Here is a 25,299-nt window from a genome sequence, read left to right as displayed (position 1 = left end):
AATTCGAAAAATGACAACAATGAGGCCACCATGCTCAAACACGCAGTCATTCCGTTCCTGGTAGGTGCAGGCTTGCTAGCCGGCGCACCGTTCGCCCACGCCGCGACCAACCTGGTGTTCTGCTCCGAAGGCAGCCCGGCCGGTTTCGACCCTGGCCAGTACACCACCGGGACCGACTTTGACGCCTCCGCCGAAACCATGTTCAACCGCCTGACCCAGTTCGAGCGCGGCGGTACCAAGGTCATTCCGGGCCTGGCCACCCAGTGGGAGGTTTCCGATGACGGCAAGACCTACACCTTCCACCTGCGCGAAGGCGTGAAGTTCCATACCACCGAGTACTTCAAGCCGACCCGTGCGTTCAACGCCGACGACGTGCTGTTCACCTTCAACCGCATGCTCGACAAGGACCACCCCTTCCGCAAGGCCTACCCCACCGAGTTCCCGTACTTCACCGACATGGGCATGGACAAGAACATCGCCAAGCTCGAGAAGGTCGATGAGCACACCGTGAAGTTCACCCTCAACGACGTCGACGCCGCGTTCATCCAGAACCTGGCCATGAGCTTCGCCTCGATCCAGTCCGCCGAATACGCCGACCAGTTGCTCAAGCAAGGCAAGGCCGCCGATATCAACCAGAAGCCGATCGGCACCGGCCCGTTCGTGTTCAGCAAGTACCAGAAAGACGCGCAGATCCGCTACAAGGGCAACAAGGACTACTGGAAGCCCGAGGACGTCAAGATCGACAACCTGATCTTCGCCATCAGCACCGACGCCTCGGTGCGCATGCAGAAGCTCAAGAAGAACGAATGCCAGGTCACCCTGTTCCCGCGCCCGGCCGACATCAAGCCGCTGCAGGAAGACAAGAAGCTGCAGATGCCTGAACAGGCCGGCTTCAACCTCGGCTACATCGCCTACAACGTGATGGACAAGGTCAAGGGCAGCAACGACGCCAACCCGCTGTCGCAACTCAAGGTGCGCGAAGCGCTGGACATGGCCGTCAACAAGCAGCAGATCATCGAGTCGGTGTACCAGGGCGCCGGCCAGCTGGCGGTCAACGCCATGCCGCCGACCCAATGGTCCTACGACACCACCATCAAGGACGCCAAGTACGATCCTGAGAAAGCCAAGCAGCTGCTCAAGGAAGCCGGCGTCAAGGAAGGCACCGAGATCACCCTGTGGGCCATGCCGGTGCAGCGCCCCTACAACCCCAACGCCAAGCTGATGGCCGAAATGCTCCAGTCCGACTGGGCCAAGGTCGGCATCAAGGCCAAGATCGTCAGCTACGAATGGGGCGAGTACATCAAACGCTCCAAGGGCGGCGAGCAAGGCGCCATGCTGATCGGCTGGAGCGGCGACAACGGTGACCCGGACAACTGGCTCGGCACCCTGTACAGCTGCGACGCCATGAGCGGCAACAACTTCTCCAAGTGGTGCTTCAAGCCCTACGACGACCTGATCAAGCAGGCCAAGGCCACCCCCGACCAGGCCAAGCGCACCGAGCTGTACAAGCAGGCGCAACACATCCTCAAGGAGCAGGTGCCGATCACCCCGATCGCCCACTCCACCGTGTATCAGCCAATGAGCACGTCCGTGAAGGACTTCAAGATCAGCCCCTTCGGCCTGAACTCCTTCTACGGGGTCAGCGTGAGCAAGTAACGGCCGTGATCGTCCCGCCGGGCTTGCCGGCGGGACGATGACACGAACGGGCGATACGTAGGGCAATTCCCTCACGCTCGCCGGAACGCTCCCGCACCCAAATCAGTAGCGAACCCTGGCTCCCACATTCTGGCGCACCTATCGTCAGGACCGGGATGTTGCAGCCGCGTTTTGCCTGTCGCGGCACGAAAAAGACGGACAAAGGATCTGCCATGCGCCTGACCACACTGTGTTCCACCCTGCTTGCCCTCGGCCTGCTGAGCCAGGCCCCGGCGAGCCTCGCCAACAACCTGGTGTTCTGCTCCGAGGGCAGCCCGGCGGGCTTCGACACCGCCCAGTACACCGCGGCCACCGACAACGACGCCGCCGAGCCGATCTACAACCGCCTGGTCGAGTTCGAGCGTGGCGGCACCGCCGTGCAGCCGGGCCTGGCCACCGACTGGCAGGTGTCCGAGGACGGCCTGAAGTACACCTTCCACCTGCGACCCGGGGTGAAGTTCCACGCCAACAAGGACTTCAAGCCCACCCGCGACTTCAACGCCGACGACGTGCTGTTCACCTTCAACCGCATGCTCGACAAGAACCACCCCTTCCGCCAGGCCTACCCCACCGAGTTCCCGTACTTCATCAGCATGGGCCTGGACAAGAACATCGCCAGCGTCGAGAAGACCGACCCGCTGACCGTGGTCTTCACCCTCAACAAGGTCGACGCCGCGTTCCTGCAGAACATCGCCATGGCCTTCGCCGCGATCCTCTCCGCCGAGTACGCCGATCATCTGCTGGCCGGCGGCAAGGCCAGCGACATCAACCAGAAGCCGATCGGCACCGGCCCGTTCGTGTTCCAGCGCTACCAGAAGGATTCGCAGATCCGCTTCAAGGGCAACAAGGACTACTGGGCGCCGGACCGGGTGAAGATCGACAACCTGATCTTCTCCATCAACGTCGACCCCTCGGTACGTATCCAGAAGCTGCGCAAGAACGAATGCCAGGTAACCCTGCACCCACGCCCCGCCGATCTGCCAGCGCTTTCGACCGACAAGCAGCTGCAGGTGATGACCCAGCCCGGCTTCAACCTCGGCTACATCGCCTACAACACCCAGCACCCGCCATTCGACCGGCTGGAGGTGCGCCAGGCCATGGACATGGCGGTGAACAAGGAAGCCATCATCGGCGCGGTTTATCAGAGCGCCGGCCAAGCCGCATCGAACGCCATGCCGCCGACCCAGTGGTCCTACGACAAGTCGATCAAGGACGCGCCCTTCGACCCGGAAAAAGCCAAGCAGCTGCTCAAGCAGGCCGGGGTCAAGGAAGGTACCGAGATCACCCTGTGGGCCATGCCGGTGCAGCGCCCCTACAACCCCAACGCCAAGCTGATGGCCGAAATGCTCCAGTCCGACTGGAGCAAGCTCGGCTTCAAGGTGCGCATTGTCAGCTACGAGTGGGGCGAGTACCTCAAGCGCATGAAGAACGGCGAGCACGACATCGCCCTGATCGGCTGGACCGGCGACAACGGCGACCCGGACAACTGGCTGGGCACGCTGTTCAGCTGCGACGCCATCGGCAGCAACAACTACTCGCTGTGGTGCGACGCGCAGTACGACGCCCTGGTCAAGAAAGCCAAGCAGGTCACCGACCGCGACCAGCGCACCAGCCTCTACGAACAAGCCCAGCAACGTCTCAAGCAACAGGTGCCGATCACCCCGGTCGCGCACTCCACGGTCAACCAGCCGCTGAGCATCAGCGTGAAAGACTTCAAGGTCAGCCCCTTCGGACGCAACGTTTTTTCCGGCGTCAGCATCGATTGACCCTGCATTGCCCGGCCGGGAGTGCGACCCACTCCCGCGCCCGCGTGCAGCCCGGATTTGCCTGGCAACCCCAAGGCAGACACTGCAGTACCGCGTCACCGTGACAAGCCCGGCCCACGAGGTCGGGTGATAACTAAAAAAATATCAGGGAGCTTTCATGTTGATTCGTACCACCACCACCACCGCACTGGCCTTGTCCGTGGGCGCCTTCTGCGCCCTCGCCCAGGCCGAACCGATGAGCCAGGACTTCGTGCCGATCGCGCTCAAATCCAGCAGCGAGCAGGCCGAAGCCAAGGGCTTCATCGATGGCCAGAGCCTGTCCGGCAGCACCCGCAACTGGTACGCCCGCGAACGCGCCACCCGCGCGCCGCTGTGGAAGTACACCAAGAGCGACGGCACCCGCCACGACACCCACAGCCGTGACAACTGGGTCCAGGGCACCATCCTCAACTACAGCTCGGGCTTCACCGAAGGTACCGTGGGCTTCGCCGTCGAGGCCGCAGCCTACAACGCCATCGCCCTCGAGCAAGGCCGCGCCGCCGTGGCCGGCCCGAACAACCGTACGCTGACCCACAGCGATGGTGATCCCATCGGCCAGTGGAGCAAGATGGGCCTGGGCAACGTCAAGGCGCGCATCTCCAACACCACGCTGACCGTGGGCCGCCAGTCGGTGGACACGCCGATGATCGCCTATATCGGCAACCGTGCGCTGCCTTCGAGCTTCCAGGGTGCGTTCCTGCACAGCACCGAATTCGAGAACCTGTCGTTCGATGTGGGTACCTTCGACCGCGTCTCGCCGCGTACCGAGCAGAGCCTGAGCAAGTTCCGCAGCGAATACGGCAACGGTGTGGAAACCGACCGCGCCAGCACCGTCGGCATCAACTACCAGCCGCTCAAGAGCCTGACCACCAGCCTCTACGCCACCAAGGTCGAGGACTTCTGGAACCAGTACTACTTCGGCGCCAACCACGTGCTGGGCGACAGCGCGGTGCTGAGCCTGACCACCGGTCTGAACTACTACAAGACCGTGGACGAAGGCAGCAAGAAGATGGGCGAGATCGATAACGACACCTACAGCCTGTCGTTCGGCCTGACCCACCAGGCCCACACCCTCACCGCCTCCTGGCAGCAGGTCAACGGCAACGAGTACTTCGACTACCTGCACGAAACCAACGGCATCTACCTGGCCAACTCCCTGCTGTCGGACTTCAACGGCCCGAACGAGAAATCCCTGCAGATCAGCTATGTGCTGAACATGGCGCCGTATGGCGTGCCGGGCCTGAAGTTCAACGTCTACAACGCCCGCGGCTGGGACATCGACGGTACCCACTACAAGGGCACCGCCTATGACGTCCGTGGCCAGGACGGCGAAAACCACTACGAGTGGGGCATCGGCACCAGCTACGCAGTACAGAGCGGCATGCTGAAGGACACCACCATCCGCGCCACCTATACCGCCCACCGTGCCAGCAAGGCACAGAGCGACGGCAGCCTCGACGAGTTCCGCGTCGTCACCACCATTCCGTTCAACATCCTCTGACCGTTGGCGCCACGGCCCGCCTCCCCACGGGCCGTGGCGGCTACGCTGGAACTAGCACTGCAGGGAGGTTCCATGAAAATGCTACCGCTACGTGCTGCCTTGGCAGCCGTCATCCTGGGCGCCGCATCGAATCTGGCGGCCAAGCCGCTGGTGGTGTGCACCGAAGCCAGCCCGGAAGGCTTCGACATCGTCCAGTACACCACCGCCGTCACCGCCGACGCCACGGCCGAGGCCATCTTCAACCGCCTGGTCGACTTCAAGCCCGGCACCACCGAGATCCAGCCGGCCCTGGCCACGAGCTGGGAGGTCAGCCCCGACGGGCTGGTGTACACCTTCCACCTGCGCGAAGGCGTCAAGTTCCACACCACCGACTACTTCAAGCCGACCCGCGACTTCAACGCCGATGACGTGCTGTGGAGCCTGAACCGCCAGTTGAAGAAAGACCACCCCGTGGCACGACAAGACCAGCGTCGGCTACCCCTATTTCGAGAGCATGGCCTTCAAGGACCTGCTCAAGTCGGTCGAGAAGACCGATGACCACACCGTGGTGATCACCCTGACCCGCCCGGAAGCGCCCTTCCTGCGCGACCTGGCCATGGCCTTCACCTCGATCTACTCCGCCGAGTACGGCGACCAGCTGCTCAAGGCCGGCAAGACCGGCGACCTCAACAGCAAGCCGGTCGGCACCGGCCCGTTCGTGTTCCAGCGCTACAGCAAGGATGCCCAGGTTCGCTACAAGGCCAACCCGGACTACTTCCGCGGCAAGCCGCCGGCCGACGGGCTGATCTTCGCCATCGCCACCGACAGCAACGTGCGCCTGCAGAAACTGCGCGCCAACGAGTGCCAGATCGCCCTGTACCCCAAGCCTGACGACGTGCCGGGGATCAAGACCGATCCGAAACTCAAGGTTGCCGAGATCGAGGCGCTGGTCACCGGCTATATCTCGATGAACACCCAGCACAAGTACCTGAGCGACGTGCGCGTGCGCAAGGCGATCAACATGGCCTTCGACCGCCAGACCCACGTCGACCAGCTGTTCGGCAAGGGCAACGCGCTGCCGGGCGTCAACCCGTACCCGCCGACCATGATCGGCTACAACACCGACAACAAGAACCCGCCCCACGACCTCGACAAGGCCCGCGCCCTGCTCAAGGAAGCCGGCGTGCCGGAAGGCACCGTGATCACCCTGTTCACCCGCAACGGCGGCGGCCCGACCAACCCCAACCCGCGCCTGTCGGCCGAAATGCTCCAGTCCGACCTGGCCAAGATCGGCATCAAGCTCGACATCCGCGTGATGGAATGGGCCGAGATGCTGCGTCGCGCCAAGAAGGGCGAGGCCGACCTGGTGTCGGCGGGCTGGGCCGGCGATAACGGCGACCCGGACAACTTCCTCACGCCGATGCTCAGCTGCGATGCGGTCAAGAGCGGCGAAAACTACGCGCGCTGGTGCAACCAGAAATTCCAGGACCTGATCACCCGCGCCCGCGAAGTGATCGACAACGACGAACGCGCCAGGCTCTATAACGAGGCTTTGGCGGTGTACGATGAAGACCAGCCGTGGATCAGCATGGCCCACCCGAAGATGTTCACCGCCATGCGCGAGAACGTCGAAGGCTATGTGATCAACCCACTGACCAACAACAACTTCGCCACCACCCAGGTGAAGTAGAACAACAACAGCCGCCGGACCTTGTGCAAGAGGCCCCGGCGGCGCGCCGTTACCGGCTGATGAGGTACCCCTGACAATGTTGAGTTTTATTGCCCGACGCCTGGGCCTGCTGATCCCGACCTTCTTCGGTATCACCCTGCTGACCTTCGCGCTCATACGCCTGATCCCCGGCGACCCGGTCGAGGTGATGATGGGCGAGCGCCGTGTCGACCCCGAAATGCACGCCCAGGCCATGGAGCGCTTGGGCCTGAACAAACCGCTGCCGGCCCAGTACCTGGACTATGTCGGCAAGCTCGCCCAGGGCGACCTGGGCGAATCCCTGCGCACCCGTGAAAGCGTATGGAACGAATTCCTCACCCTGTTCCCGGCAACGCTGGAGCTGGCCCTGGCCGCCCTGCTGTTCGCCGGGGTCATCGGTCTGCTGGCCGGGGTGATCGCCGCGCTCAAGCGCGGCTCGCTGTTCGACCACGGGGTGATGGGGATCTCGCTGGCCGGCTACTCGATGCCGATCTTCTGGTGGGGCCTGATCCTGATCATGTTCTTCTCGGTAAGCCTGGGCTGGACACCGGTCTCCGGGCGCATCGACCTGCTCTACGACATCGAGCCGAAAACCGGCTTCATGCTCATAGACACCCTGCTCAGCGACGAGGAAGGCGCGTTCAAGGACGCGGTGATGCACCTGATCCTGCCGGCCATCGTACTGGGCACCATCCCGCTGGCGGTGATCGCCCGGATGACCCGTTCGTCGATGCTCGAAGTGCTGCGCGAGGACTACATCCGTACCGCCCGCGCCAAGGGCCTGTCGCCGTCGCGCGTGGTGTTCATCCACGGCCTGCGCAACGCGCTGATCCCGGTACTGACCGTGTTCGGCCTGCAGGTCGGCACGCTGCTGGCCGGCGCCGTGCTCACCGAAACCATCTTCTCCTGGCCGGGCATCGGCAAATGGCTGATCGAGGCCATCGGTGCCCGTGACTACCCCGTGGTCCAGAACGGCATCCTGTTGATCGCCTGCCTGGTGATCCTGGTCAACTTCGTCGTGGACATCCTCTACGGCCTGGCCAACCCACGCATCCGTCATCAGCGCTGAGGACTCCGCCATGACCAGCCCGATTCCGAAATCCGTCACCCCGCCCAGCGCGGTCGACCAAAGCTTGCTCTATCCCTCGCCGTACAAAGAGTTCTGGCAGGCCTTCTCGCGCAACAAGGGCGCGGTGGCCGGCCTGGCCTTCATGACCCTGGTGGTGTTCTGCGCCCTGTTCGCCCCCTGGGTCGCGCCGCACAACCCCAGCGAGCAATACCGCGACTTCCTGCTCACCCCGCCGGTGTGGCTCGAAGGCGGCACCTGGCAGTTCATCCTCGGCACCGACGAACTGGGTCGCGACCTGCTCTCGCGGCTGATCCAGGGCGCCCGCCTGTCGCTGCTGATCGGCCTGTCGTCGGTGGTGATGTCGCTGATCCCGGGCATCCTGCTGGGCCTGCTGGCCGGCTTCTTCCCGCAGATCCTCGGCCCCTCGATCATGCGCCTGATGGACGTGATGCTGGCCCTGCCGTCGCTGCTGCTGGCCGTGGCCATCGTCGCCATCCTCGGCCCAGGCCTGATCAACACGGTGATCGCCATCGCCATCGTCTCGCTGCCCTCCTACGTGCGCCTGACCCGCGCCGCGGTGATGGGCGAGCTGAACCGCGACTATGTCACCGCCGCGCGCCTGGCCGGCGCCGGCCTGCCACGCCTGATGTTCGTCACCGTGCTGCCCAACTGCATGGCGCCGCTGATCGTCCAGGCAACGCTGAGCTTCTCCTCGGCGATCCTCGACGCCGCCGCCCTGGGCTTCCTTGGCCTTGGCGTCCAGCCGCCGACCCCAGAGTGGGGCACCATGCTGGCCTCGGCCCGCGACTACATCGAGCGCGCCTGGTGGGTGGTGAGCCTGCCCGGCCTGACGATCCTGCTCAGTGTGCTGGCAATCAACCTGATGGGCGACGGCCTGCGCGACGCGCTGGACCCGAAACTCAAGAACGCCGCCTGAGGAGAACGCCATGTCACTGTTGCAGATCAACAACCTGAACGTGCGCTTCGGCGACGCCAATGCCGTGCCCGTGGTGGACGGCCTCGAGCTGAGCGTGGACGCCGGCGAGATCCTCGCCATCGTCGGCGAGTCCGGCTCCGGCAAGTCCGTCACCATGATGGCCCTGATGGGCCTGATCGACGCCCCCGGGCGCATCACCGCCGACGTACTCAACTTCGACGGCATCGACATGCTCAAGCTCAGCGGCCGCCAGCGCCGCAAGGTGGTGGGCAAGGACATCGCCATGGTCTTCCAGGACCCGATGACCGCGCTCAACCCCAGCTACACCGTGGGCTACCAGATCGAGGAAGTGCTGCGTCAGCACCTCGGCCTGAAAGGCAAGGCCGCGCGCCAGCGTGCCCTGGAGCTATTGAAGAAGGTCGAGATCCCAGCCGCCGAAAGCCGCCTGGACGCCTACCCGCACCAGCTGTCCGGCGGCATGAGCCAGCGCGTGGCAATCGCCATGGCCATTGCCGGCGAGCCGAAACTGCTGATCGCCGACGAGCCGACCACCGCCCTGGACGTGACCATCCAGGCGCAGATCATGGAGCTGCTGGTCAACCTGCAAAAAGAGCGCAACATGGCGCTCATTCTCATCACCCACGACCTGGCGGTGGTTGCCGAGACCGCCAAGCGCGTGTGCGTGATGTACGCGGGCCAGGCCGTCGAAGTCGGCCAGGTGCCGGAGCTGTTCGACATCCCCGCCCACCCGTACAGCGAAGCGCTGCTGGCGGCCATTCCCGAGCACAGCATCGGCGCCGAGCGCCTGGCCACCCTGCCCGGCATCGTCCCCGGTCGCTATGACCGGCCGCAGGGCTGCCTGCTGTCGCCGCGCTGCCCTTATGTGCAGGAAAACTGCCGCCGGCAGCGCCCGGCCCTCGATCCCCAGGCTCACAGCCTGGTGCGTTGCTTCTATCCGCTGAACCAGGAGGTGGCGTGATGGCCGTCGTTCTTTCCGCTCGTGAGCTGACCCGCCACTACGAAGTCTCCCGCGGCATGTTCAAGGGCCATGCGCTGGTCCGCGCGCTCAATGGTGTGTCGTTCGAACTGGAGGCCGGCAAGACCCTGGCCGTGGTCGGTGAGTCCGGCTGCGGCAAGTCGACCCTGGCCCGGGCCCTGACCCTGATCGAGGAGCCCTCCTCCGGCTCGCTGCAGATCGCCGGCCACGAGGTCAAGGGCGCCAGCAAGGACCAGCGCAAGCAACTGCGCCGCGACGTGCAGATGGTGTTCCAGAGCCCCTACGCCTCGCTCAACCCGCGGCAGAAGATCGGCGACCAGCTCGCCGAGCCACTGCTGATCAACACCTCGCTGAGCAAGACCGAGCGCCGCGAGAAAGTGCAGAAGATGATGGAGCAGGTGGGCCTGCGCCCCGAGCACTACCAGCGCTATCCGCACATGTTCTCCGGCGGCCAGCGCCAGCGTATCGCCCTGGCCCGGGCGATGATGCTGCAACCCAAGGTGCTGGTGGCCGACGAGCCGACCTCGGCGCTGGACGTGTCGATCCAGGCCCAGGTGCTGAACCTGTTCATGGACCTGCAAAAGGAGTTCAACACCGCCTACGTGTTCATCTCCCACAACCTGGCGGTGGTGCGCCATGTGGCGGACCAGGTGCTGGTGATGTACCTCGGGCGGCCGGCGGAGATGGGGCCGAAGGAGGATATCTACGAGAAGCCGCTGCACCCGTACACCCAGGCGCTGTTGTCGGCGACCCCGGCGATCCATCCGGATCCTCTGAAGCCGAAGATCCGCATTGCCGGTGAACTGCCCAACCCGTTGAATCCGCCGGATGGTTGCGCGTTCCACAAGCGTTGCCCGTATGCCACCGAGCGTTGTGCCAAGGAAGTGCCGGCGTTGCGACAGGTGAGTACGCGGCAGGTGGCTTGCCACTATGCCGAGCAGTTCCTCTAGATCGATGTAGCCTTCATCGCGGGGCAAGCCCGCTCCCACGTGGCCAATACGGTTCTCGTGGGAGCGGGCTTGCCCCGCGATTGCTTCAATGCATAAAGAACCAGATCAGGATGATCACCGGAATCGGCACCCCAATCATCCACAGCAGTATCGAGCGCATGGCCGTTCTCCTCGTTCGGTGTTGAACAAAAGAGGTGCACCCTGCATGCCAGCTGTATCAAAAAATTACACGCATATGAATCAAAGCCTTAGCCGGTAACCGCTTGCAGAAACCGTGCAAAATGCCGGATCCATGCCCTTGCGCCTGGGTTTTCTGCAATGCACTATCGAGCCCATGACCGCCACTCCCCTCCCCGACGGCCCCGGGCAGACCCCGCTCACCGCCGACACCGTCATGCGCTACCACCTGTGCTGGAAGCATCGCGACCTGGACGGGGTGATGGCGCTCTACCACCCACATGTCCAGTACCACGACTTCTTCCAGAACCGCGTGCTCGGCTTCGACGAGCTGCGCGACTACGTGCGCGCCTGCCTGCCCCATGAAGCCGGCGAGGACATCGTCCACAGCGACCGTATCCGCGTCGACGGCTGCACCGCGTTCATCCAGTACCAGGTCACGGTCCAGGGTGGCGAGGGATTGGTGGCGTTCCAGTCCAGCGAGGCGATCACGGTCAGGGACGGGTTGATCTGGCGGGTCAACGAATACGCCACCCTGGTACGCCAGGGCGGCAACGCCAGCCTGCCGGGCGGCCCGCGTCCGGCCACCAGCCGCCTGGGCCTGTCACCGCGCCAGCTGTCGACCATGGCCCAGGACCTGGAGCACTACTTCCAGGCCCAACGCCCCTATCTCGACCCGGAACTCGACCTGCAGCAGGTCGCCGACGCAAGCGGCTACAGCCGCAACCAGATCTCCTACCTGCTCAACCAGGTGCTCGGCCAGAGCTTCTACCGCTACGTCAACCAGGCGCGCCTGCAACACCTGATGGCCAGCCTCGCCGACGCCAGTGCACGCACGCCCATCGACGAACTGGCGTTCAATGCCGGCTTCAACTCGCTGTCGGCCTTTTACAAGTGCTTTCGCGAGCATACCGGGCTGTCGCCCAAGGCGTATCTGAAGCAAATTTCCCTGCGTGCACGCACGTAAGACAGCCCCGCCCGCGCTTCACTAGGATCGCCCACAGACCCCAGCGGATGTGGAGCCCGACCCGATGCAACCCCTGCGCACGATCAGCCTGTGGATGGACCAGCTCGACGAGCCCCTGTGCGCACGCCCCGCACTGCGCCAGGACCTGGACCTCGATGTGTGCATCATCGGCGCCGGCTACACCGGCCTGTGGACCGCCTACTACCTCAAGCGCCAGGCACCTCAGCTGAACATCGCCGTGATCGAAGCCAATATCGCCGGCTTCGGCGCCTCCGGGCGCAACGGCGGCTGGCTGATGGGCAACCTGCTGGGCGAGGACCGCCTGCTTGCCACGCTCTCGCCGCAACAGCGGCGTGAAAGCATCGACCTGTTGCACGGCATCCCCGACGAAGTCCACGACGTGCTGCTGCGCGAAGGTATCGCCTGCGACTACCGCAAGGGCGGCGTGCTGTACTGCGCCGCCCGCTACCCGGAACAGGAGCGCAGCCTGCGCGCCTGGCTCGATGACCTCTACCGCCAGGGCATGAACGAAGACGACTACCGCTGGCTGCGCCCCGAACAGCTGGATGCCCAGTTGAAGGTGAGCAACCCCTACGGCGCGCTCTACAGCCCACATGTCGCCACGATCCAACCGGCCAGATTGGTGCGCGGCCTGGCGCGGACGGTCGAGGCCATGGGCGTGCCGATCTACGAGAACACCCCGGCCGTCGACTGGCAGACCGGCGAAGTGCGCACCCCGCTGGCACGCATCCGCAGCCACTGGGTGGTGCCGGCCGTCGAAGGCTACGCCGCCAGCCTGCCCCCCCTCGGGCGGCACCAGTTGCCGGTGCAGAGCCTGCTGGTGGCCACCGAGCCGCTGCCCGAGTCGACCTGGGAACAGATCGGCCTGAGCCAGGGCCAGGCCTTCAGCGAAAACAGCCGCCAGGTCACCTACGGCCAGCGCAGCGCCGACAACCGCCTGGTGTTCGGCGCCCGCGGCGGCTACCGCTTCGGCGGTCGCCTGCGCGAAGACTTCACCCTCACCGACAACGAAGTCGAACTGCGCCGCTACCTGTTCGGCGAACTGTTCCCGCAGCTCAAGCATGTGCGCATCACCCACTCCTGGGGCGGCAACCTGGGCATGGCCCGGCGCTTTCGCCCACACATGCTGTGTGACCGCCAGCGCGGCATCGCCTTGTCCGGTGGCTACGGCGGCGAAGGCGTCGGCGCCACCAACCTGGGCGGGCGCACCCTGGCCGCGCTGATCCTCGGCCAACACAACGAACTCACGGCCCAGCCCTGGGTGCACGACAACCGCCCGTTGTCGAGCCTGGCCAGCTGGCCACCGGAGCCCTGCCGCTGGCTGGGCTACAACGCAATCATCCAGAGTTTCGTCCACGAGGACCGGACCCTCGCCAACCCGGCCAGCGCCCCCTGGCGGCGGCGCCTGGCCAGCGGTTTGGCCGACTTCATGGAAGGTTTCATGCACTGACTTCCCTTCATCACCACACAGGATCCACCGGTCATGAGCATCACCCAGTTCAAGCACACCGACAGCGCCATCCTGGACAGCTCCACCCCGGTCGCCGTGCCCCTCGGCGAGCCGGTCGCGGTCACCTCGGTCACTTGCGTCGAACGCAGTGACGGCGTCGAGACCGGAATCTGGGAGTGCACCCCGGGGCGCTGGCGGCGGCAGATCGTGCAGCAGGAGTTCTGCCACTTCCTCAAGGGCCGCTGCACCTTCACCCCGGACGGTGGCGAGCCACTATTCATAGAAGCCGGAGACGCCCTGATGCTACCGGCCAACAGCCTCGGCACCTGGGATATCCAGGAGACCGTGCGCAAAACCTACGTACTGATTTTCTGATCCGCTGATCGCCTGCCTTCGATAACAACAGACAAAGCAAGGTAACCCCGACATGCGCACGCTCCTTCTCGCCCCCCTGATGCTGGCCGCAAGCGTCGCCGGCGCCGCCGACTCGGTGAAGATCTACAACTGGTCGAGCTACATCGCCCCGGACACCCTGAAGAGCTTCCAGCAAGCCACCGGCATCGTGCCCACCTACGATGTGTTCGACAGCAACGAGACCCTCGACGGCAAATTGATGACCGGCAACTCCGGCTACGACGTGGTGTTCCCTTCCAACCACTTCATGGCCCGGCAGATCCAGGGCAAGGCCCTGAAAAAACTGGACAAGTCGCAGCTGCCGAACTGGAAGAACCTCAACCCGGTGCTGCTCAAGGCCCTGGAGGTGAACGACCCTGGCAACCAGTACGGCTTCCCGTACCTGTGGGGCAGCACCGGGATCGGCTACAACATCGACAAGGTCAAGGCGGTGCTCGGCGACAGTGCCCCCATCGATTCGTGGGACCTTTTCTTCAAGCCCGAATATCTTTCCAAGCTCAAGAGCTGCGGCGTGGCGGTGCTGGACAATGGCCCCGAGCTGCTGCCGATCGCCCTGCACTACCTGGGTTTGCCGCACCACAGCCAGAACCCGGCCGACTACGACAAGGCCAAGGCACTGCTGATGAAAGTGCGCCCGTACATCAGCTACTTCCACTCCTCGAAGTACACCGGCGACCTGGCCAATGGCGACGTGTGCCTGGTGGTGGGTTTCTCGGGCGACGTGCTGCAGGCGAAGAACCGTGCCGAGGAGGCGAAGAATGGGGTGAAGGTGGGCTACTCGATCCCGAAGGAAGGCGCGCCGATGTGGTTCGACATGGTCGCCATGCCGGCCGATGCGCCCAACGAGAAGGCCGGGTACGCGTACATGAACTATCTGTTGCAGCCGCAGGTGATGGCGAACATCAGCAACTTCGTGCAGTACGCCAATGGCAACCAGCAGGCTGACACGCTGGTGGACCCGGCGATGAAGGGCAACACGATGATCTACCCGAGCGCGGATGTGATGGGCAAGCTGTATGCGCTGGAGGCGATGCCGGCGAAGATCGACCGCATTCGCACACGCATCTGGACCAGTATCAAGGCCGGGAATTGATTGCAGGCATTACGCGCCCCCTGTAGGAGCGGCCTTGTGCCGCGAAAGGGCCGCGTAGCGGCCCCAGGGTTCAGTGTTAGGCAAAGATCTCTGGGGCCGCTTTGCGGCCCTTTCGCGGCACAAGGCCGCTCCTACAGGGTCAAGTGCAGACCTGCGGAATCAATGATGCTCGCGGGTCGCGCGGAACTTGATATCCGGCCAGCGCTCTTCCATCAGCGACAGGTTGACCCGGGTCGGGGCCAGGTAGGTCAGGTGACCGCCACCGTCGATGGCCAGGTTCTCCACGGCCTTGTTCTGGAATTCCTCGAGCTTCTTCTTGTCGTCGCAGCTGATCCAGCGCGCCGACCAGACGGTGATCGGCTCGTAGGCGCACTCGACCTTGTATTCTTCCTTCAGGCGGCTGGCGACCACGTCGAACTGCAGCACGCCGACCGCGCCGAGGATGATGTCGTTGCTGCGCTCGGGGAAGAACACCTGGGTCGCGCCCTCTTCGGCCAGCTGCTGCAGGCCCTGGCGCAGTTGCTTGGATTTCAGCGGGTCCTTCAGGCGCACGCGGCGGAACAGCTCCGGGGCGAAGTGCGGGATACCGGTGAAGCCCAGCGCCTCGCCTTCGGTGAAGGTGTCGCCAATCTGGATGGTGCCGTGGTTGTGCAGGCCGATGATATCGCCGGCATAGGCTTCTTCCAGTTGCTCGCGCTCGGAGGAGAAGAAGGTCAGCGCGTCACCGATGCGCACGTCCTTGCCGGTCCGCACGTGACGCATTTTCATGCCCTTCTCGTACTTGCCCGAGCAGATGCGCATGAAGGCGATACGGTCGCGGTGTTTCGGGTCCATGTTCGCCTGGATCTTGAACACGAAGCCTGAGAACTTCTCTTCCACCGGCTCCACGGTACGCTCGTGGGCGACACGGGCCAGTGGGCGCGGCGCCCAGTCGACAACGGCGTCGAGCACATGGTCGACTCCGAAGTTGCCCAGTGCGGTACCAAAGAACACCGGCGTCAGTTGGCCATTGATGAACTCGTCCTGATCGAACTCATGGCAGGCACCCTGTACCAGCTCCAGCTGCTCGAGGAAGCGATCGTACTCGTCACCCAGGTGCGCACGGGCTTCATCGGAGTCGAGCTTCTCGATGATCTTCGCCTCGGTACGCTCATGGCCGTGGCCCGGGGTGTAGACAATGATGTAGTCGCCGGCCAGGTGGTACACGCCCTTGAAGTCGCGGTAGCAACCAATCGGCCAGGTGATCGGCGCGGCCTTGATCTTCAGCACCGCCTCGATCTCGTCGAGCAGTTCGATCGGGTCGCGGATGTCACGGTCGAGTTTGTTGATGAAGCTGACGATGGGCGTGTCGCGCAGGCGGCAGACGTCCATCAGGGCGATGGTACGCGGCTCTACACCCTTACCGCCGTCGAGCACCATCAGCGCCGAGTCCACCGCGGTCAGGGTGCGGTAGGTATCTTCCGAGAAGTCCTCGTGGCCGGGGGTGTCGAGCAGGTTGATCATGTGCTCGCGGTAGGGGAACTGCATCACCGAGGTGGTGATGGAGATACCGCGCTGCTTCTCCATTTCCATCCAGTCGGAGGTGGCGTGGCGGTCGGACTTGCGCGACTTCACGGTGCCCGCGACGGCGATCGCCTTGCCCATCAGCAGGAGCTTCTCGGTGATGGTGGTCTTACCGGCGTCGGGGTGGGAAATGATTGCGAAAGTGCGGCGCTTCGCGACTTCGGCGGCCTGGTTGGTCATGGGAAATCGCCTGACTGGGGATTCAAAAAGGGGCGATATCATACCTGAAGTCGGGCGTCAGGCCAAAACAAGCCCCAACGGTTCGACCCAATTCGCCCCTGCCGCATTGGTTAACCATCGACAAGCGAATCGCCGGCAAGCCCCTCGATGGTTATAGGAGCGCGGCCAGGCAGATGAGCGACCAGCTCCAGTCTCCCCCCCATGGCTTCCAGATAGTCACGCAACGTAGAGATCAACATATCGCTACGGTTCTCGAACCTGGAAACATTGCCCTGACGAACGTCAAGGCGCTCGGCCATGCTTTCCTGGGTGATCTCGAGTTGTTTACGCAAGGCCTGAAGCGTCATTTCCTCACGAATCAGTTCGCGACCACGCTCCTCGATTCTTGCCCTGCGCTCAGGCGTCAGCTCGTTCATCACGTCTTCAAGTGTCTTGTACATTTATCAACCTCTGGACAAATGTCGATCAAACCGTTCATCGGCACGGGTAATCAGGCTTCCATAAAATCTACGCTCATTGATGCCAGCCTTGTCCCCCGCAACGAGCAGCAACGCGGAGCGCGAACGATCGAAAGCGAATGCGACTCGCCATACACCGCCATCTGCGTTGAACCTCAACTCTTTCATGTTCGAATGCCTCGAGCCCTTCAGCGTGTCCACATGTGGACGCCCCAATGCGGGGCCAAAATGCTTGAGCAGATGGAGCTGCGCCAGCAATTCATTCTGTACCACCTCGGTCAACACCTGCAGCTCGGCATTGAACTCCCGGCACATTCCAATAGACCACCCCATTAAAATACCTCTAAGGGAATATTCCCTCAAGCGCATATCAAGATTCTTCGAGAAGAAATCCTGAACATCTGCAAGATGCCTCGATAGCAGGTACTTCAACGTCTCAACGTAATATTTACGCTTGATTTTCGCGTGAAATTTCCTACAGCCCAGTGATTAGCACTGGCCAAACGCCGCCCCAGATGGGAACCTTTCCCTCCACGGAGACGTCCACTCCCCTGCAACCCGCTTCGGTTCAGGGCTGGTTTCACCTGCTTCACGAGCCCGACGGGGTTCGGCTCATGGCCTGATGCCGCGCATCGGGCTGCTGCTCGCGACCACGCTGCCCGCCGCCAGGAATGGCCGGCCACACGGGGGTGTGATCGCCGACTATAAAAAAGGAGTCCGCCTGTGGCTGCACGCTACGGAAAAGGGCTGTTGGGATGGGCCGCCGTGCTCGTCATCCTGGCCCTGCTGGTCCACTGGATCGGCATCGACACGATCGACCGCTACCGCGACGATCTTGGGTTCTACCTGCAAGCGCACCTGGTCCTGGTGCTGGCTTCGATGGCGGCGGCGCTGGCCGTGGGCATCCCCGCCGGCATTGCCTTGAGTCGACCGCACCGGGTCGACAAGGCCGAGCGCTTCATGCAGTTTTTCAACGTTGGCAACACCATTCCTCCCCTGGCCGTCCTGGCCATCGCCCTGAGTATCCTGGGCATCGGCGCGGGTCCTGCGATCTTCGCGCTGTTCCTCGCCTCCCTGCTGCCCATCGTGCGCAATACCTACGAGGGCCTGAAAAACGTCCCCGCCTCGCTCAAGGAAGCCGCCACCGGCATCGGCATGACCCCGCGCCAGCAGCTGTGGCAGGTGGAACTGCCCAATGCCGTGCCGATCATCGTCGGCGGCGTGCGCGTGGCCCTGGCGCTGAACGTGGGTACGGCGCCGCTGGCGTTTTTGATCGGCGCCAACAGCCTGGGCAGCCTGATCTTCCCCGGCATCGCCCTGAACAACCAGCCGCAGCTGTTGCTGGGCGCCGCGTGTACCGCGCTGCTGGCCCTGGCGCTCGACGCGCTGGTGAGTTTCTCCAGCAAGCGCTGGCTGGAACGTGGCCTGGCCCGATAACGAGAGGGAAACCATGAAGAAGACAATCGCCCTGTTGCTGGGCGCGGTCCTGCTATGCGCAGGCTTTGCCCAGGCGGCGGAAAAACCGCTGATCCGCATCGGCGCGCGGGTGTTCACCGAACAGACCGTGCTCGCCGAAATCACCGCCCAGTACCTGCGCGCCAACGGCTTCGACGTGCGGGTGACCGCCGGCCTTGGCAGCAACATCGCCCGCCAGGCCCAGGAAACCGGTCAGCTCGACCTGATGTGGGAATACACCGGGGTCTCGCTGGTGTCCTACAACCATATCGACGAACGCATGCCCAGCGCCGAGGCCACCTACGCCCGGGTCAAAAAACTCGACGCAGAAAAAGGACTGGTCTGGCTGACTCCGTCGAAATTCAGCAACACCTACGCCCTGGGGCTGCCCAGGCAGGTCGCTGCGACCTACCCGCAGGTCAACACCATCAGCGATCTCAACCAGGTACTGCGTGACGAGCCCGGCCGCAACCACCTGGTGGCGCTGGACACCGAGTTCGCCAACCGCCCCGATGGCCTGGTCGGCCTGCGCGAGATGTACGGGCTGCCCCTGGACCGGCGCAACATCCGCCAGATGGATGGCGGCCTGGTCTACACCGCAATGCGCAACAACCAGGTGTTCGCCGGCCTGGTCTACACCACCGATGGGCGCCTGGACGCCTTCGACCTCAAGCTACTGGAAGACGACAAGCACTACTTCCCCGACTACACCGCAGCGCCCGTGCTGCGCAAGGCGGTGCTCGACGCCCACCCGCAACTGGCCACCCTGCTCGAGCCATTGGCCAATCAGCTCGACGACCAGACCATGCGCAAGCTCAACGCCCAGGTCGATGTCGAGCATCAGAGCCCGACCGTGGTCGCCGCGGCATTCCTGCGTGAGCATTCACTCGGCGAGGTACAACCATGAACCTGCTCGACACCTTTGCCCACCTCGACTGGGCGCAGGTCCTGCAACTGACCTGGCAGCACATCATGCTGGTCGGCATCGCGGTGAGCCTGGCCATCATCGTCGGCGTGCCGCTGGGCATCCTGATGACCCGCTTCCCGGTGTTCGCCGGCCCCCTGCAGGCCAGCGCCACGGTGTTGCTGACCATCCCCTCGATCGCCCTGTTCGGCCTGCTGCTGCCGTTCTATTCGAAGTTCGGCCAGGGCCTGGGACCGCTGCCGGCGATCACCGCCGTGTTCCTTTATTCACTGCTGCCGATCCTGCGCAACACCTACCTGGCCCTGACCAACGTCGAACCGGGCATCCGCGAGGCCGCCCGCGGCATCGGCATGACCTTCGGCCAGCGCCTGCGCATGGTCGAGTTGCCCATCGCCGTGCCGGTGATCCTCGCCGGCGTGCGCACTGCCGTGGTGATGAACATCGGCGTGATGACCATCGCCGCGACCATCGGCGCCGGCGGCCTGGGCGTGCTCATCCTCACCGCCATCAGCCGCAGCGACATGTCGATGCTGCTGGTCGGCGCCGTGCTGGTCAGCCTGCTGGCGATCATCGCTGACCTGCTCCTGCAAACCCTGCAACGTGCCCTGACTCCGGAAGGACTGCGCCCATGATCGAACTGAAGAACCTCAGCAAGACCTTCAACGTCAACGGCAAGGACGTCAAAGCCGTCGACGCGGTCAGCCTCACCGTCAACGAAGGCGAAATCTGCGTGTTCCTCGGCCCCTCGGGCTGCGGCAAGAGCACCACGCTGAAGATGATCAACCGCCTGATCACCCCGACCGCCGGCCAGGTGTTCATCAATGGCGAGGACACTAGCGCGCTGGACGAAGTGACCCTGCGCCGGCATATCGGCTACGTGATCCAGCAGATCGGCCTGTTCCCGAACATGACCATCGAGGAGAACATCACCGTGGTGCCACGCCTGCTCGGCTGGGACAAGCAGCGCTGCCACGACCGCGCCCGCGAGCTGATGCACATGATCAAGCTCGAGCCCAAGCAGTACCTGCAGCGCTACCCACGCGAGCTCTCCGGCGGCCAGCAGCAGCGCATCGGCGTGATCCGCGCCCTGGCCGCCGAGGCGCCGGTGCTGCTGATGGACGAGCCGTTCGGCGCGGTCGACCCGATCAACCGCGAGATGATCCAGAACGAGTTCTTCGAGATGCAGCGGGCACTGAACAAGACCGTGATCATGGTCAGCCACGACATCGACGAGGCCATCAAGCTGGGCGACAAGATCGCCATCTTCCGCGCAGGCCGGCTGCTGCAGCTGGATCACCCGGACACCTTGCTGGCCCATCCGGTGGACGATTTCGTCAGCAACTTCGTCGGCCAGGACAGCACGCTCAAGCGCCTGCTGCTGGTCCGCGCCGAGGATGCCGCGGACAACGCGCCATCGGTGAGCCCGGAAACAGCGGTGAGCGACGCGCTGGAACTGCTGGACGAGCATGACCGCCGCTACGTGGTGGTCACCGATGGGCAGAACAAGGCGCTGGGTTATGTGCGCAGGCGCGACATGCACCGCCAGCAGGGGACGTGCGGGGATTTCCTGCGGACGTTCAATGCCACCGCGGCGCATGACGAGCACCTGCGCATCCTGCTGTCGCGGATGTACGAGTTCAACCGGGCATGGTTGCCGGTGCTGGATGCCGAAGGGATGTTCTTGGGGGAGGTGACGCAGGAGTCGATTGCGGCGTACCTGAGCTCGGGCAGGTCGCGGGGCGGCAAGACCAGTATCGTGTCGCCAGCAGAGGCAGTGGCCTCCTGATAGAAAGCCGGGGGCGCTTTGCGCCCCTTTCCGACCGGTCCGACGCCTCGGCAAGGCCGCTCCTACAGAGGAATGCGATCTCCTGTAGGAGCGGCCTTGTGTCGCGATGGGCCGCACAGCGGCCCCGGCAATCTCGAATCAGAACCCTACACTGGCCTGCACATAGAACGTGCGCGGCTCACCCACATAGATCCCGGCGTTGTTGTCGCTGGAACGGGTGAAGTACTGCTTGTCGAAGAGGTTCTTCACCCCCGCCGCCAGCTTCAGGTTCGACAGCTGCGGCCCGAAGTCATAGCCGCCACGGGCATGCCAGGTCACGTACCCCGGAATATCGCCATACTGCCCGTCGGCACTCGGCTCGGTGATGTAGTCACCGTTGAAGCTGCCGTTGGCATTGATCCCGGTCCCCGGCGCGCGCTGCTTGGATTGGGCGTAGGCATCCAGGTTCCAGGTCCAGCGGTTGACGGCGTAACGCAGCCCGGCGGTGGCTATCTGGCGCGAGTAGAACGGCAGGTCGCGCCCCTTGAAGCCGGGAATCTCCCCTTCATAGGTAGCGCGGGTGTAGGTGTAGCCACCATTGACCGACAGGCCTTCCAGGCGCGGATCGAGCCCGGCCAGGTCGTAACGCACCGAGGCCTCGATGCCCTGGTGCTTGGTCGCCCCCAGGTTGGTCCAGCCGACATCGTTGCTGATGTACTGCAGCTCGTCGTCGAAGTCGATGTAGAACGCGGTCAGCTCACCGGCAAAACCGCCGTTGTCGTAGCGCGTACCCACTTCGTAGGTCTTGGCTTTTTCCGGCTCAAGGCCATTGGCCGTGCTGTTGCCGGTACCGCCCTGGCCCAGCTGGAAATACTGCAGGCTGCCGAACGAGGTCTCGTAGTTGGCGAACAGCTTCCAGGCGTCGGACATGTGGTACATCACGCTCAGCGCCGGCAGCGGTTCGTTGCTGGTGATGCTGCGATTCTTCTCCGGCACCGGGCGGTAGTTGGCGTCCGGCACCGGGCGGTCGCGCCAGTCGGTGTTGATGTGCTCGAAGCGGATGCCCGGGGTGATGGTCCAGTTGCCGACGTCGATCTTGTCGTCGATGTAGTAGGCGCTGGCCTCGGTGCCGCCGCTGCGGTCCTGGAACACATGGCCGTCGGAGGTCGGGGTGACGGTGGGCACATTGTCGACCAGGGCCAGACGCGTGGATTGCTCGCGCATGGCTTCCTTCAGGTAGCGATAGCCGACGCTGACTTCCTGGGTGGTCGGGCCGACGAAGAAGATCCGCGACAGGCGTGGCTCGATGGCGAAGGTGTGGTAGTTGCGCGGGTACGACGACAGGGTCTTCATGTCGCGCGCGGCGATGGCGCTGCCACGGAAGCTGTCGGTGTAGTAGGTCAGCACCTCGAACTGGGTGGCGTCGTCGATCTGGCGCAGCCACTTGAACGACACATCCTTGCGTCGACCGCTGAAGTAGTCGTAGTCACGCACCGACTGGTAGGGGTCGTGGTCGTACTGGGCCTGGGTCAGCCCGCCAGGCATGTCGGCACGGCCGTCGTAGTAGTGGAAGTTGAGCCAGAACTCGTCGACATCGGTCGGTGCCCAGTGGGTCTTGAGCATCACGTCGTCGATATCGTTGTCGTTGTTGCTGCTGCGGTAGCCGTCACCGTTTACGCCGGTGTACAGCAGCGCCACGCCCATGCCGTTATCGGCGGTGCCACCGACGAAGGCCGATTCGGTATGTTTCCAGCCGCCATGGCGGGAAGTCTCCAGGGTGGTGGACAACTCGCCGGTCGCCTTCTCGGGAATCGCCCGGGTCACGAAGTTGATCACCCCGCCGACGTTCTGCGGTCCGTAGCGCACGGAACCGGCGCCGCGTACCACATCGATGCTGTCGAGGTTGCCCGAGGAGATCGGCGCCATCGACAGCTGCGGCTGGCCGTAAGGGGCGAAGGCCGCCGGGATGCCGTCGATCAGCACGGTCGAGCGCGGCGACAGGCGCGAGGTAAGGCCGCGCACGCCGACGTTCAGCGACAGGTCGCTGCCGCCGGTGCCGTTGGAGTCCTGCACCTGCACGCCCGGAATGCCGCGCAGGGCGTCGCGCACGTTCATCGTGCCCTTCTCCACCATCGCTTCGCGGCGCACCACGGTGCGCGCGCCAGGATGGTTCTGCACCACGCTCTGCTGGGCGTCGCCCAGCCAGTCACCGACCACTTTCACATCGGTGGGCGCCAGCTCCAGGCTGCCGGTGGTCAGGCTGCCGGCGGCCTGGACCGGCTTGACCACCACGGTGTCCGCGGACTGCTCGAAAGTCAGCCCGCTGCCTTGCAGCAGTTGCTGCAGGGCCTGCTCCGGCGCCAGGTTGCCGGACACCGCCGGGGCCTGCTTGCCGTCCACCAGCTCGGGGCTGAAGAACAGTTGCAGGTTGGTCTGCTGGCCAAGCTGCTTGAGCGCGCCCGCCAGCGGCTGGGCCTGGATCTGGATGGTATCGGCGTAGCTGTTGCCAGCGGCGGCGCTGACCGCCAGGGCAAGCACCAGGCGGCGCAGCTGGAGAAGGGGCTTATTGTTGTTCACGTCTTCGAGAGGTCCTGAGAGTCGGGATAAACGCCAACCGCATGCAAATGGAAATGCTTGGCAGTTGCAGCTGGCGGGGAAGACGAACGAACGGAAAAAAACCTGAATTTATTTCAGAACAATTTCGCTGGAGCCATCCGGACGGGTGTTCACCTGCACCGGCAGGATGCTCGGCAGTGCCCGCAGCAGCGCGTCCGGGTCGTCGGTGCTGAAGGTGCTCGACAGGCGCAGCGCGGCGGCCCTGCCGGGCGCCACATGCAGCGGCTGGGCGCGGTAGCGCGAGACCTCCGCCGCCACCTCGCTCAGCGGGGCGTTGTCGAACACCAGCTTGCCCTGGCGCCAGGCGGTCACGGCGTTGGCGTCAACTGCATAGGGCGCGGCGACCTTGCCCTGGGCGTCGATGTGCGAACCCTGCCCGGCACCGAGCAGCGCCAGCGACTCGGCCGCGCCCTGCACCTTCACCGACCCCTGCTCCACCGCCACGCGAGTACTGGTCGGCTCCTGGCGTACATCGAAGCGGGTGCCGGTGACGGTGACCTCGCCCTGTGCGGTGCTCACCACGAATGGTCGGCCACTGTCGTGGGCAACGATGAACATCGCCTCGCCCGCAGCCAGGCGCACATGGCGACGCCCCGAAGAGAACATCACCTGCACCTGGGTGGCACTGTTGAGTTCCAGCCGTGATCCGTCCGGCAATTCGACCTGACGCCGCTCGCCCAGGGCTGTAGTCAACGTGTCCTGATGGTTGAGCTGCTGATACTGCCAACCCGTCCAGCCCAGCCCCAGCGCGACCACCGCCACGCCGGCCGCCAATGCCTGGCGCAGCAGGCGGCGGCGTGGGAGCTGGCGCACCGGCTCGGGCTGGCACAGCGCTTCGAGGCGTTGTCGGGGGATGAAATCGGCGGCACGCCACAGATGCACCAGGCGCTGGTATTCCTCGCGATGGCGTGGGTGCTGCGCCAGCCATGCCTGCAAGGCCTGCTGCACGGCGCTGTCATGCGGCGCTTCCTGGGCCCGGGCAAACCAGCTGGCCGCCTGCTCGCCCACGGGATCGGGCGCATGCTGTCTGATCAATGGGCTCTCCTGACTCATCTGGCCGACACATCCAAGTGCTCACGCAGATGTCGGAGCGTGCGGATCATATACTTTTCGACCATGTTCTTGGTCAAACCCATGCGCTCGGCGATCTCTGCCTGGGTCAGGCCCTCGAGCTTCTGCCAGATGAACACCCGACGGCAGTTCAGCGGCAGTTCGGCCAGCGCCCGCTCGACGCTGTCGGCCAGTTCCAGGGCATGCACGTAGGCCTCCGGGTCGCTGCCATTGGCGGCGCCGTCGGCGAACGCCTCAAGTTCCAGCGCCTGGCGACGGTCCTCGCGGCGAAAGCCATCGACGGCGATGTTGCGGGCGGTCTGGTGCAGGTAGGCACGCGGCTGCTCGACCTGCTCGTTGGGGTTTTCCAGAACCCGGACAAAGGCGTCGTGAGCGAGGTCCTCGGCCTGCTGACGACTGCGCAACTTGCGCGTCCAGGTGCCGATCAGCTCATGGTAGTGGTCGAGGAAGCCTTTGTGTCCGGACACGTTCGGGGTCGTCAGGGAGGCAGATGAGGTCGCGAA

The 25,299-nt window shown here is 64.2% G+C and carries 21 protein-coding genes and 1 pseudogene; 16 read left to right on the top strand and 6 right to left on the bottom strand.

Annotated elements, in window-relative coordinates:
- Positions 1 to 30 precede the first annotated feature (30 nt).
- The 12 genes and pseudogenes from ACZ899_RS24065 (at position 31) to ACZ899_RS24010 (ending at position 14,763) form a co-directional block, all read left to right on the top strand.
- The gene (locus ACZ899_RS24065; RefSeq protein WP_050704070.1) at positions 31 to 1,656 is read left to right on the top strand and encodes an ABC transporter substrate-binding protein; all 1,626 of its coding nucleotides are present in this window, start codon (positions 31 to 33) and stop codon (positions 1,654 to 1,656) included.
- 212 nt (positions 1,657 to 1,868) lie between these two features.
- A complete protein-coding gene (locus ACZ899_RS24060; protein ID WP_203650762.1) occupies positions 1,869 to 3,461 on the top strand; it encodes an ABC transporter substrate-binding protein in 1,593 nt (530 codons plus the stop codon).
- A gap of 157 nt (positions 3,462 to 3,618) precedes the next feature.
- Complete coding sequence (locus tag ACZ899_RS24055) at positions 3,619 to 5,001, top strand: OprD family porin (RefSeq protein ID WP_267967052.1); 1,383 nt, start codon at positions 3,619 to 3,621, stop codon at positions 4,999 to 5,001.
- 72 nt (positions 5,002 to 5,073) lie between these two features.
- Positions 5,074 to 6,670 (top strand): annotated as a pseudogene (locus ACZ899_RS24050) (ABC transporter substrate-binding protein).
- 76 nt (positions 6,671 to 6,746) lie between these two features.
- Complete coding sequence (locus ACZ899_RS24045; RefSeq protein WP_234560395.1) at positions 6,747 to 7,757, top strand: ABC transporter permease subunit; 1,011 nt, start codon at positions 6,747 to 6,749, stop codon at positions 7,755 to 7,757.
- A gap of 10 nt (positions 7,758 to 7,767) precedes the next feature.
- On the top strand, positions 7,768 to 8,694 hold the full coding sequence (locus ACZ899_RS24040; RefSeq protein ID WP_096048649.1) for an ABC transporter permease subunit: 927 nt from the start codon (positions 7,768 to 7,770) through the stop codon (positions 8,692 to 8,694).
- A gap of 10 nt (positions 8,695 to 8,704) precedes the next feature.
- Entirely contained in the window at positions 8,705 to 9,673 is a 969-nt protein-coding gene (locus tag ACZ899_RS24035; RefSeq protein WP_028689621.1) for an ABC transporter ATP-binding protein, read from the top strand.
- Positions 9,673 to 10,641: a peptide ABC transporter ATP-binding protein gene (locus ACZ899_RS24030; protein WP_110735730.1), complete on the top strand. Its 969-nt coding sequence runs from the start codon at positions 9,673 to 9,675 to the stop codon at positions 10,639 to 10,641. Before ACZ899_RS24035 ends, ACZ899_RS24030 begins: the two co-directional genes overlap by 1 nt.
- A gap of 334 nt (positions 10,642 to 10,975) precedes the next feature.
- The gene (locus ACZ899_RS24025) at positions 10,976 to 11,785 is read left to right on the top strand and encodes an AraC family transcriptional regulator (RefSeq protein WP_232855661.1); all 810 of its coding nucleotides are present in this window, start codon (positions 10,976 to 10,978) and stop codon (positions 11,783 to 11,785) included.
- Positions 11,786 to 11,849: 64 nt separating this feature from the next.
- Positions 11,850 to 13,256 carry an NAD(P)/FAD-dependent oxidoreductase gene (locus ACZ899_RS24020; RefSeq protein ID WP_234560396.1) on the top strand — a complete coding sequence of 469 codons (1,407 nt, stop codon included), beginning with the start codon at positions 11,850 to 11,852 and terminating at the stop codon, positions 13,254 to 13,256.
- A 33-nt stretch (positions 13,257 to 13,289) separates the two neighbouring features.
- Positions 13,290 to 13,631 (top strand): cupin domain-containing protein, encoded by a 342-nt coding sequence (locus tag ACZ899_RS24015; RefSeq protein WP_203650757.1) that lies wholly within the window; start codon positions 13,290 to 13,292, stop codon positions 13,629 to 13,631.
- 52 nt (positions 13,632 to 13,683) lie between these two features.
- On the top strand, positions 13,684 to 14,763 hold the full coding sequence (locus ACZ899_RS24010; RefSeq protein WP_234560397.1) for a polyamine ABC transporter substrate-binding protein: 1,080 nt from the start codon (positions 13,684 to 13,686) through the stop codon (positions 14,761 to 14,763).
- Between the two features lie 159 nt (positions 14,764 to 14,922).
- Here ACZ899_RS24010 and ACZ899_RS24005 read toward each other — a convergent pair whose 3' ends face one another.
- The 3 genes from ACZ899_RS24005 to ACZ899_RS23995 form a co-directional block, all read right to left on the bottom strand.
- Complete coding sequence (locus ACZ899_RS24005; RefSeq protein WP_234560398.1) at positions 14,923 to 16,506, bottom strand: peptide chain release factor 3; 1,584 nt, start codon at positions 16,504 to 16,506, stop codon at positions 14,923 to 14,925.
- A 110-nt stretch (positions 16,507 to 16,616) separates the two neighbouring features.
- On the bottom strand, positions 16,617 to 16,946 hold the full coding sequence (locus tag ACZ899_RS24000) for a helix-turn-helix domain-containing protein (protein WP_203650753.1): 330 nt from the start codon (positions 16,944 to 16,946) through the stop codon (positions 16,617 to 16,619).
- Positions 16,947 to 16,949: 3 nt separating this feature from the next.
- Positions 16,950 to 17,396, bottom strand: coding sequence for a type II toxin-antitoxin system RelE/ParE family toxin (locus ACZ899_RS23995; protein WP_234560402.1), 447 nt, complete (start codon positions 17,394 to 17,396; stop codon positions 16,950 to 16,952).
- Between the two features lie 291 nt (positions 17,397 to 17,687).
- Between ACZ899_RS23995 and ACZ899_RS23990 the strand changes: the two genes are divergently transcribed.
- Genes ACZ899_RS23990 through ACZ899_RS23975 form a run of 4 tightly spaced genes read left to right on the top strand, consistent with a single transcriptional unit; the run spans position 17,688 to position 21,130 of the window.
- Positions 17,688 to 18,401 carry an ABC transporter permease gene (locus tag ACZ899_RS23990; protein ID WP_046854270.1) on the top strand — a complete coding sequence of 238 codons (714 nt, stop codon included), beginning with the start codon at positions 17,688 to 17,690 and terminating at the stop codon, positions 18,399 to 18,401.
- Positions 18,402 to 18,414: 13 nt separating this feature from the next.
- Positions 18,415 to 19,326, top strand: a complete 912-nt coding sequence (locus ACZ899_RS23985; protein WP_203650750.1) for a glycine betaine ABC transporter substrate-binding protein — start codon at positions 18,415 to 18,417, stop codon at positions 19,324 to 19,326.
- Complete coding sequence (locus tag ACZ899_RS23980; RefSeq protein WP_203650748.1) at positions 19,323 to 19,976, top strand: ABC transporter permease; 654 nt, start codon at positions 19,323 to 19,325, stop codon at positions 19,974 to 19,976. Before ACZ899_RS23985 ends, ACZ899_RS23980 begins: the two co-directional genes overlap by 4 nt.
- Positions 19,973 to 21,130: an osmoprotectant ABC transporter ATP-binding protein OsmV gene (locus ACZ899_RS23975; RefSeq protein WP_234560403.1), complete on the top strand. Its 1,158-nt coding sequence runs from the start codon at positions 19,973 to 19,975 to the stop codon at positions 21,128 to 21,130. The genes ACZ899_RS23980 and ACZ899_RS23975 overlap by 4 nt, the downstream gene beginning before the upstream one ends.
- Before the next feature lie 138 nt (positions 21,131 to 21,268).
- Here ACZ899_RS23975 and ACZ899_RS23970 read toward each other — a convergent pair whose 3' ends face one another.
- From ACZ899_RS23970 to ACZ899_RS23960, 3 genes are all read right to left on the bottom strand, one after another.
- Positions 21,269 to 23,686 carry a TonB-dependent siderophore receptor gene (locus tag ACZ899_RS23970; RefSeq protein WP_234560404.1) on the bottom strand — a complete coding sequence of 806 codons (2,418 nt, stop codon included), beginning with the start codon at positions 23,684 to 23,686 and terminating at the stop codon, positions 21,269 to 21,271.
- Positions 23,687 to 23,794: 108 nt separating this feature from the next.
- Entirely contained in the window at positions 23,795 to 24,757 is a 963-nt protein-coding gene (locus tag ACZ899_RS23965; protein ID WP_234560429.1) for a FecR family protein, read from the bottom strand.
- Positions 24,758 to 24,774: 17 nt separating this feature from the next.
- The gene (locus ACZ899_RS23960) at positions 24,775 to 25,263 is read right to left on the bottom strand and encodes a sigma-70 family RNA polymerase sigma factor (protein ID WP_203650742.1); all 489 of its coding nucleotides are present in this window, start codon (positions 25,261 to 25,263) and stop codon (positions 24,775 to 24,777) included.
- Positions 25,264 to 25,299: the final 36 nt, after the last annotated feature.

This window comes from Pseudomonas sp. TE31087 (genome assembly GCF_057284075.1).
This window is presented reverse-complemented; position numbering and strand designations above follow the sequence as displayed.

What these genes read in the sequence shown, in the direction of transcription:
- ACZ899_RS24015 (WP_203650757.1), top strand. Translation starts at nt 13,290, where the DNA reads ATGAGCATCACCCAGTTCAAGCACACCGACAGCGCCATCCTGGACAGC.
- ACZ899_RS23975 (WP_234560403.1), top strand. Translation starts at nt 19,973, where the DNA reads ATGATCGAACTGAAGAACCTCAGCAAGACCTTCAACGTCAACGGCAAG.
- ACZ899_RS23985 (WP_203650750.1), top strand. Translation starts at nt 18,415, where the DNA reads ATGAAGAAGACAATCGCCCTGTTGCTGGGCGCGGTCCTGCTATGCGCA.
- ACZ899_RS24025 (WP_232855661.1), top strand. Translation starts at nt 10,976, where the DNA reads ATGACCGCCACTCCCCTCCCCGACGGCCCCGGGCAGACCCCGCTCACC.
- ACZ899_RS24030 (WP_110735730.1), top strand. Translation starts at nt 9,673, where the DNA reads ATGGCCGTCGTTCTTTCCGCTCGTGAGCTGACCCGCCACTACGAAGTC.
- ACZ899_RS23980 (WP_203650748.1), top strand. Translation starts at nt 19,323, where the DNA reads ATGAACCTGCTCGACACCTTTGCCCACCTCGACTGGGCGCAGGTCCTG.
- ACZ899_RS24040 (WP_096048649.1), top strand. Translation starts at nt 7,768, where the DNA reads ATGACCAGCCCGATTCCGAAATCCGTCACCCCGCCCAGCGCGGTCGAC.
- ACZ899_RS24000 (WP_203650753.1), bottom strand. Translation starts at nt 16,946, where the DNA reads ATGTACAAGACACTTGAAGACGTGATGAACGAGCTGACGCCTGAGCGC.
- ACZ899_RS24005 (WP_234560398.1), bottom strand. Translation starts at nt 16,506, where the DNA reads ATGACCAACCAGGCCGCCGAAGTCGCGAAGCGCCGCACTTTCGCAATC.
- ACZ899_RS24045 (WP_234560395.1), top strand. Translation starts at nt 6,747, where the DNA reads ATGTTGAGTTTTATTGCCCGACGCCTGGGCCTGCTGATCCCGACCTTC.
- ACZ899_RS24055 (WP_267967052.1), top strand. Translation starts at nt 3,619, where the DNA reads ATGTTGATTCGTACCACCACCACCACCGCACTGGCCTTGTCCGTGGGC.
- ACZ899_RS24020 (WP_234560396.1), top strand. Translation starts at nt 11,850, where the DNA reads ATGCAACCCCTGCGCACGATCAGCCTGTGGATGGACCAGCTCGACGAG.
- ACZ899_RS24035 (WP_028689621.1), top strand. Translation starts at nt 8,705, where the DNA reads ATGTCACTGTTGCAGATCAACAACCTGAACGTGCGCTTCGGCGACGCC.
- ACZ899_RS24065 (WP_050704070.1), top strand. Translation starts at nt 31, where the DNA reads ATGCTCAAACACGCAGTCATTCCGTTCCTGGTAGGTGCAGGCTTGCTA.
- ACZ899_RS24060 (WP_203650762.1), top strand. Translation starts at nt 1,869, where the DNA reads ATGCGCCTGACCACACTGTGTTCCACCCTGCTTGCCCTCGGCCTGCTG.
- ACZ899_RS24010 (WP_234560397.1), top strand. Translation starts at nt 13,684, where the DNA reads ATGCGCACGCTCCTTCTCGCCCCCCTGATGCTGGCCGCAAGCGTCGCC.